Annotated in this window: 10 protein-coding genes; 5 read left to right on the top strand and 5 right to left on the bottom strand. The window is 57.6% G+C overall.

Going from position 1 to position 6,000, the window contains the following annotated elements:
* Window positions 1-143: 143 nt before the first annotated feature.
* From AUL35_RS22980 to AUL35_RS20230, 5 genes are all read right to left on the bottom strand, one after another.
* Window positions 144-449 (bottom strand): helix-turn-helix transcriptional regulator, encoded by a 306-nt coding sequence (locus AUL35_RS22980; RefSeq protein ID WP_280137362.1) that lies wholly within the window; start codon window positions 447-449, stop codon window positions 144-146.
* Entirely contained in the window at window positions 424-696 is a 273-nt protein-coding gene (locus AUL35_RS22985) for a hypothetical protein (protein WP_244493854.1), read from the bottom strand. Before AUL35_RS22985 ends, AUL35_RS22980 begins: the two co-directional genes overlap by 26 nt.
* A 298-nt stretch (window positions 697-994) precedes the next feature.
* Window positions 995-1,294 (bottom strand): helix-turn-helix domain-containing protein, encoded by a 300-nt coding sequence (locus AUL35_RS23230; RefSeq protein WP_192847137.1) that lies wholly within the window; start codon window positions 1,292-1,294, stop codon window positions 995-997.
* 122 nt (window positions 1,295-1,416) lie between these two features.
* Window positions 1,417-1,917, bottom strand: a complete 501-nt coding sequence (locus AUL35_RS20225) for a MarR family winged helix-turn-helix transcriptional regulator (RefSeq protein ID WP_062018228.1) — start codon at window positions 1,915-1,917, stop codon at window positions 1,417-1,419.
* A gap of 107 nt (window positions 1,918-2,024) precedes the next feature.
* Window positions 2,025-2,177 (bottom strand): hypothetical protein, encoded by a 153-nt coding sequence (locus tag AUL35_RS20230; protein ID WP_156418121.1) that lies wholly within the window; start codon window positions 2,175-2,177, stop codon window positions 2,025-2,027.
* A gap of 244 nt (window positions 2,178-2,421) precedes the next feature.
* On the opposite strand from AUL35_RS20230, the gene AUL35_RS21790 reads away from it, so the two are divergent.
* The 5 genes from AUL35_RS21790 to AUL35_RS22375 all read left to right on the top strand — a co-directional run.
* Window positions 2,422-2,925 carry a MarR family winged helix-turn-helix transcriptional regulator gene (locus AUL35_RS21790; protein WP_192847138.1) on the top strand — a complete coding sequence of 168 codons (504 nt, stop codon included), beginning with the start codon at window positions 2,422-2,424 and terminating at the stop codon, window positions 2,923-2,925.
* Between the two features lie 625 nt (window positions 2,926-3,550).
* Window positions 3,551-3,739 carry a hypothetical protein gene (locus tag AUL35_RS22360; RefSeq protein WP_156418122.1) on the top strand — a complete coding sequence of 63 codons (189 nt, stop codon included), beginning with the start codon at window positions 3,551-3,553 and terminating at the stop codon, window positions 3,737-3,739.
* An 84-nt stretch (window positions 3,740-3,823) separates the two neighbouring features.
* The gene (locus tag AUL35_RS22365; RefSeq protein ID WP_156418123.1) at window positions 3,824-4,006 is read left to right on the top strand and encodes a hypothetical protein; all 183 of its coding nucleotides are present in this window, start codon (window positions 3,824-3,826) and stop codon (window positions 4,004-4,006) included.
* 293 nt (window positions 4,007-4,299) lie between these two features.
* Entirely contained in the window at window positions 4,300-4,611 is a 312-nt protein-coding gene (locus tag AUL35_RS22370) for a hypothetical protein (protein WP_156418124.1), read from the top strand.
* 394 nt (window positions 4,612-5,005) lie between these two features.
* Window positions 5,006-6,000 (top strand): hypothetical protein (locus AUL35_RS22375; protein ID WP_156418125.1); only part of this gene is annotated, 995 nt, incomplete at its 3' end.

Consider the following 6,000-nt stretch of genomic DNA (forward strand, 5'->3'; position numbering starts at 1 on the left):
CTTATTCTGAACCGCGCGTTGGCGGCGAATAAATCGCGTAGGGAGAAGCCGGCAAGCGAGGATTCGAGTTCGTAAAGGAATGATCCGCCGTCGCCAGTTGCACTTCTACGCCTCTTGGCGGGGCGAACGACTCAGTTCATCAGTCATGGCGTATCGGGTACCGGGACAACTTCAACGCTAGCGGCATTTGATGACCAACCTGCCGCCTTCGCGAACCGGAATGCGTCGGCGCGGCTGCGCAAAGCGAGTTTGATGAAGGCCCTGGCTCGGTAGGTCTCGACGGTCTTCGTGCTGAGATCCATCCCAGCCGCGATCTCTTTGTTACAGTAGCCTTCCGCGACCATTCGCAGGACGCTGGTCTCGCGAGCGCTGAGTTGAACGTATCCGCCCGGCTTTGTGTCATAGTTGCGTAAGGGAGCGGCATCACGCGTCGTCGGAAGACTTTCCACACAAATACTCCGCGCTTGAGTTTGGGTTATGCCGAACTTCGTATCCCGCTGCGATGAGCGTCGACGGCAGGTCGACCCAGCACAGACAGGTGAGATCGCTCTGTGCGGCGCCGCGTTCGCGGCCATCGTCGCTCTTGTCATTCCAGGCGATGTTCACTGAGCCGACCAGCTTGCGAATGTCGCCTCGGGACGCAATTTCAGCGCCTGTATCGGTGCAGTAGGCCGTTTGGCACATGATCCGTCCCATCCACGTTTCGCCAAGCGAAATCGTTCGCCTGGCATCGGTTGAATACGGAACGCGCGCAGACTGGACGAGGAGATCAGGAGCCGGATGCTCCGACCTAGAAGGAAAGCGAGTGATCTGGTTTTCAACCACTGCGTCAAACAGACATAGGCCATAACAGCCGTCAGTACGCTAACCCCTCCGGGGTACCTCGTATGAGGCGCTGTTGCGGGATACTGCCCCATGCCTGCAACGCCTGGAAGCGCCGGCAGGGAACCTACGAAGGGCTGCCGATCATGCGCCGGTTCGCGGCAGCGGGGCACTAGTCCCACTCCCTCGGGAACATGATCTTGACCTCAAAGTCCGGTGCGCTCGACATTCGAACAGCGTTTTCGACCGCAGAGGTGGCGTCCGATCGAGTAGGCTGACGGCAATCCTCAATGAACGCGTCGAGGTCGGCAAGATTGTAGCGTCGTGTTTCGCGATCCCTCACCCCAATGTTCACGTATCGAATGTGCCCGGATGTCGTCAGATCGAGGAGTTGCCGGGTCGATATGGCAAGGTATGCAGCGGCGTCAGCCGGACGTATCAGTGCGGGAGGCGTGGAACTGTTGTCGCTCACGCGGCCTGTCCTACCAGCAAACGGACCGATAGTTTGCGAAGGGGTCGAAAGCGAAAGCTCGTTTGAATGAGCGTCGAGAGCTCATTCGCGAAGGCGGAGAACACTGGAAGCGAGATTTCTGGCTATCCCGAGCCGCTGACGGGCTCCAACAAAACCGGCCTCAGGATGTCCGGATCGTTTGTTAGGTTCGCACGGAGGATCTCAAGCCCAGCGGCGAATGTCGTCAGCTCGTCCGGAGTGAAGCCGCGCAGCATTTGCTCGTAGAACTCATCGAAGAACGGCTGGAGCTTCCGCATCGACTCGAACGCCTTTTCGGTCGGCACCACGCGCCGCACCCGTCGATCGCCAGCGTCGACATTACGGCAAATGAGCTTGGCCTCCTCAAGACGGTCGAGGGCAGCAGAAAGCGTCATAGGCTCGACTCCCATACGTTCCGCGATGTCGCGCTGCCGGCCACCGCGATAGCGGATGACGTGGACCAACGTCCGGATTTCGGCCGGCGTCAGCTGCAGGCCCTTCGCGATCAGGAACCGTTCTGAGGCCTCTCGAAACAGCCGAGCGGTTTCCGTGAGCTGAAAGCCAAAGGCCGCTTCTGACTTCCATGTCTCGGCGATGTTGGGCAACGGCGGCTCTCGGCTATGGGGGGATTGAGAGCACTACGCGCGGTAGACTGGTTTCGTTGCGCCGGCACTGTCTTGCTATGCACTCCAACGACGTGGGAACTGAAGCGTTAGCGCTGGCCGGCTCTGAAGGCCGCGATCTGCGCCTTGTGCCGCGCCTGAGCCTCGTCGATCTCGATCAGAAGCAGCCGGATCGCCAGCGGGATCTCGCCGTCGACCATATGCGATGGGGAGCGGCGCATCGCCTCGCGGACGAGGGACATGATGCCAGGCGAACGGAGGGCCTGAGTGCGATCGGTCAAAGGTGCCTCCTGCGCCGCTCTTGAAGCCATCATGTGGGGGAGGTCGTGAACGAACGGTGTGCTATACGTACCGTCAGCTTTCCGAACAATGACCTCATTGGATAGGACGCGATATTACGCTGCACGGTACATAGTTAGGCAGCAACATTTTTATGGCATACCCAGGTCAACGCCCCATGATCTATGGCCAACAGGAACTATCGACATGGAAAATGCCTTTAAAAAACGGGCGGTCCATACGTCGCCTCACAGAAATCTACTGGGCTCCGCTGCAAACGAGGCGACCATCCTGACAAATGCGCTGTCGTCAGCTCAGTCAATGCGAGTTCTACTAGGCCTAAAGCTGACACCAATCGGGATTGTGTCCGGCCAAGACCGCCTGCTGCTTGCCCTACAGATACATGAGCGCATGACTGTCTCGCGGCTCGCCGAGGTGATCAATGTGCGACCCTCGACTGTCTCGAAGATGATGGATCGCTTGACAGAGCGAGGGCTGACCGAGCGAACGTCCGACAGTACTGATGGGCGAATTACGAACGTTGAGCTTACAGATAACGGCAGGGCCGTTTGTCGAAAGCTTCAAATCCTGTGCGAAGAGATTGAGAGCGAGTTGCGGGCTGATCTCGACGATGATGAGATCGAGACGATGACCGAAGGTCTGAGGTTGCTCAACGAGGTTGTGAGACGTCGGCTGGCACGGTTGCGGTAGCCTTGGAGAGCTCGTTCGGTTCCGGCAGAGTTCTGAACGATTCAGCGATGCTCTCGCTATGCGTCTCTACCGGCGGTCTGTTCGTATCTGTCTTCGCAGGGCTGGATTACGGCAGGAGGTCGTTTGATGGATAGTCGAAAGCCGACGAGCGCGACAAAACCGTTCAGCGAGGCAGTACAGTCCGAAGCGGACTACCGGTACGCCCATGCCATGTACAATATGGCCGAGCGGATCCGCGACCGACACCCGCGCGTTTCTGTGCAACTGGAGAAAGCTGCCGACACCCTTCTCTTAGCGATCTACCGTCCGGAACAGTCGCCGGAGCCCAGCGTGGTAGATGAGCGACAGGCGTGGCGTTCAGTGCGACCGCTCAGTGCAAACTTCCATTTTCCCGAGCGATGGCCATCTGCTTCAAGGCCCCATCCATAGCGTTGATCGTAGCCAGTACCTCGCGCTCGCTTCGTATAAGTCTTGCCAAGCAGATGCGATCACGCGCGCCATCGCCCATCTTGGCTGAGCCGATGCTGACGGCGATCTCAAGGACAACTCGATCTTTTGCTTCTCTCGCGCGTTGACCTCGAACGCGGCACCACATCCGCAGTAACTGGCGTTCAGGGAGAGCGGAATGAGCGACCACCGATCAGGATCTCGCGACGAAGCCGACGCCAAGTTCAACCGACTTCGAGACGACAAAACCGCGAGCGCGTCCAAAAAACTCAATGCTCAACGCGTGAAAGCAGATTCCGATAAGACGGCTCGCCTGAAAGCCGCGAGGCTGTTGAAGGCTGAGGAGGACGCTAGACAGACGGAATGACGGTGGACGTTGCACCTCATCACTCGGCTTGTTCGCTGAGCGTGATGGGTGATGCAGTGTCGGCTATCTCGTATGGAGACCACAATGGATACCGTTTCACGCTCAGACTTCGCGGACGATCTCAAGTTTGGCTTGAACCAGGCTGCTGATGGCCGGCTCATTCACGTCATGCCGAACAAGATCAAGGCATGGAACGAGGACCCAACCATACGCTTCAACGTGATCGAAGCAGCAGGGAAATACGCCCTCGGCGCACCGTCCCGTTAGCAGAAGCCTCCGCTTGGGTCTGTCAGCCCCGATGAGAATCGGGGTACTCACCGCACAGAGGCTTCGCCATGTTATCGCTGTTGACGATGGGGTCGGACCGGTCCTTACCATCGATGGGGCTTCGGGGCATTTCCCGCTGATAAGCGGCTTGTCCTCTCGCGACTCTCCCAACCGTATCATCAACGGCAGCCACTTCCGCCTGTTCCATCCACTCCCTCTGCCATCTTGCAGAGCCGACCAGCGAATGATGTATTTCCCGCTTGATAGGTCATCGGGAGTACCGTGTCGTTGGCATGAGATCGTTGATCGCCTTCGCAATCATGGCCTCGTCAGGCACCATGGCCTTAGCCGGCGACATCAAACTCACCAGCAAGCGGATGATCGATGTCGATCCGCCCGGACTGAAGGTGTTCCACGCCTCGCGTCAAAACCACGACCGCGCTTTATCGTCAGCCAACTTAGACACAGCAGATCGATTCCGTCGTGAGATCGTCCGAGTACCAAGATCGGGTGGTGTTTGGTCGATCCTGATGCCTGTAAGGTTGCCGAGCGCGGAGGCTTTTGACGAGCAATCCAAGCTGATCGGTGACCGGCAAGACCCCTGAGACACTGTTTGGGTGACTTGGTTAACTCAAAGCCCATCTAGTGGTTGATCGGATCAAAGAACGACCAAGCCACGCATCGAATACCGCTGTCTCGAACTGACATTCCGATCGTCATACGTTCTGGTACTGAGACCGTATCAGCATCACCTAGCGAAGACGGCACCATATTGGCCGTCAAGAACTATATTTCCTACTCGGCAACTAGCGATTCGTAGTGAATTCTGATATGCACACAGCCTTCGCCTTGATGGTCCGTTTTTGGGTTATCCGTTGAGGCGAAACCCCTGCATTATAGGGGATACAGCGTCTTACCTTTCACATTAGTACTTAGTACTAAATTCTCTTCTCTTCCTTTCCTGGCCCTAACCTTTTTCACTCCTTCCTTTCGGCTCCCTTGAATATCTCTTCCTACACCCCGTTCGAGATCCGTCAGCTTCAACACGATACCCGCTCCTTCGATCATCCTTCCATTCGGAAGAAGGAGAAGGTTCGTGAAGTCAGCCATGTCGAGCTATCCGATCGGCTTCCCCAGATCCCGGCCTATCTCGATCGCTTGAAGACTTTCTCTGATAACCTCTGGTTGGAGATCCGATCCAGGCTTCAGGAGGAGGGTTGCCGGGAGCTTCCCGAGTATCGTCGTCAGCTTCAGGTCCTGATGTACCATCTGGCATGGGCTGCGACCGATCCTGCCAATGATGGCAAGCTCGTCATGCCGTTCCATACAGCGAAGTACGGCAAGGGATCGGGCAATCGGGAAGGGCTGTCCTACAACCGGCTCAAGGTGCTTGTGAACCTTCTCAAGCCGTTCCCAGCGGACGATACCGGGCTGCCGAGAGGCGATCGCTGGCATCGCTATGGCGGTTATGCAGCCCTCGACAACAGTAGTGGACGCCCATCCCAGCTCTGTGCCCATCCCCGCTTTCTGGATGAGCTAGCCCAAGCCGGTCTACTGCCGTGCCCAAAGCCGAGCGATGTCCCAAAGCCTACCAGCAAGTTTGGGATCGTCCGTATCCGTCCGGCTTCCGAGGATGGTGACGAGCCCGGCAGTGAACGTTCTCAGAAGCGGCTGAAGAGTCGGCCGGCAACTCACGCCGAAGCCAAGCTCGACGCTTTGAACACCCTGATCAAGGACGCAGCGCCACGGGTCCAGCTACGCTCCTACGACGACTATCTCCTCACCCGACACGAGAACAAGACGACCGGCCGGACTGCAAGCGTCATCAACGATCGCCGTCACCTTTTCTATCGCCTCTTCAATGATCAGGATGGAGATGGTGGCCGTATCTGGGGATCGTATCTCCAGCGCCTGCGAGGTCAGCTCCGGTCGCAGATCCTGATGCATGACGAGCCGGTCTGCGAGTTGGATTACGCCTCATTCCAAGTGGCTCT

Origin of the sequence: Aureimonas sp. AU4 (assembly GCF_001463765.1) — a bacterium.
Classification (GTDB): Bacteria; Pseudomonadota; Alphaproteobacteria; order Rhizobiales; family Rhizobiaceae; genus Aureimonas.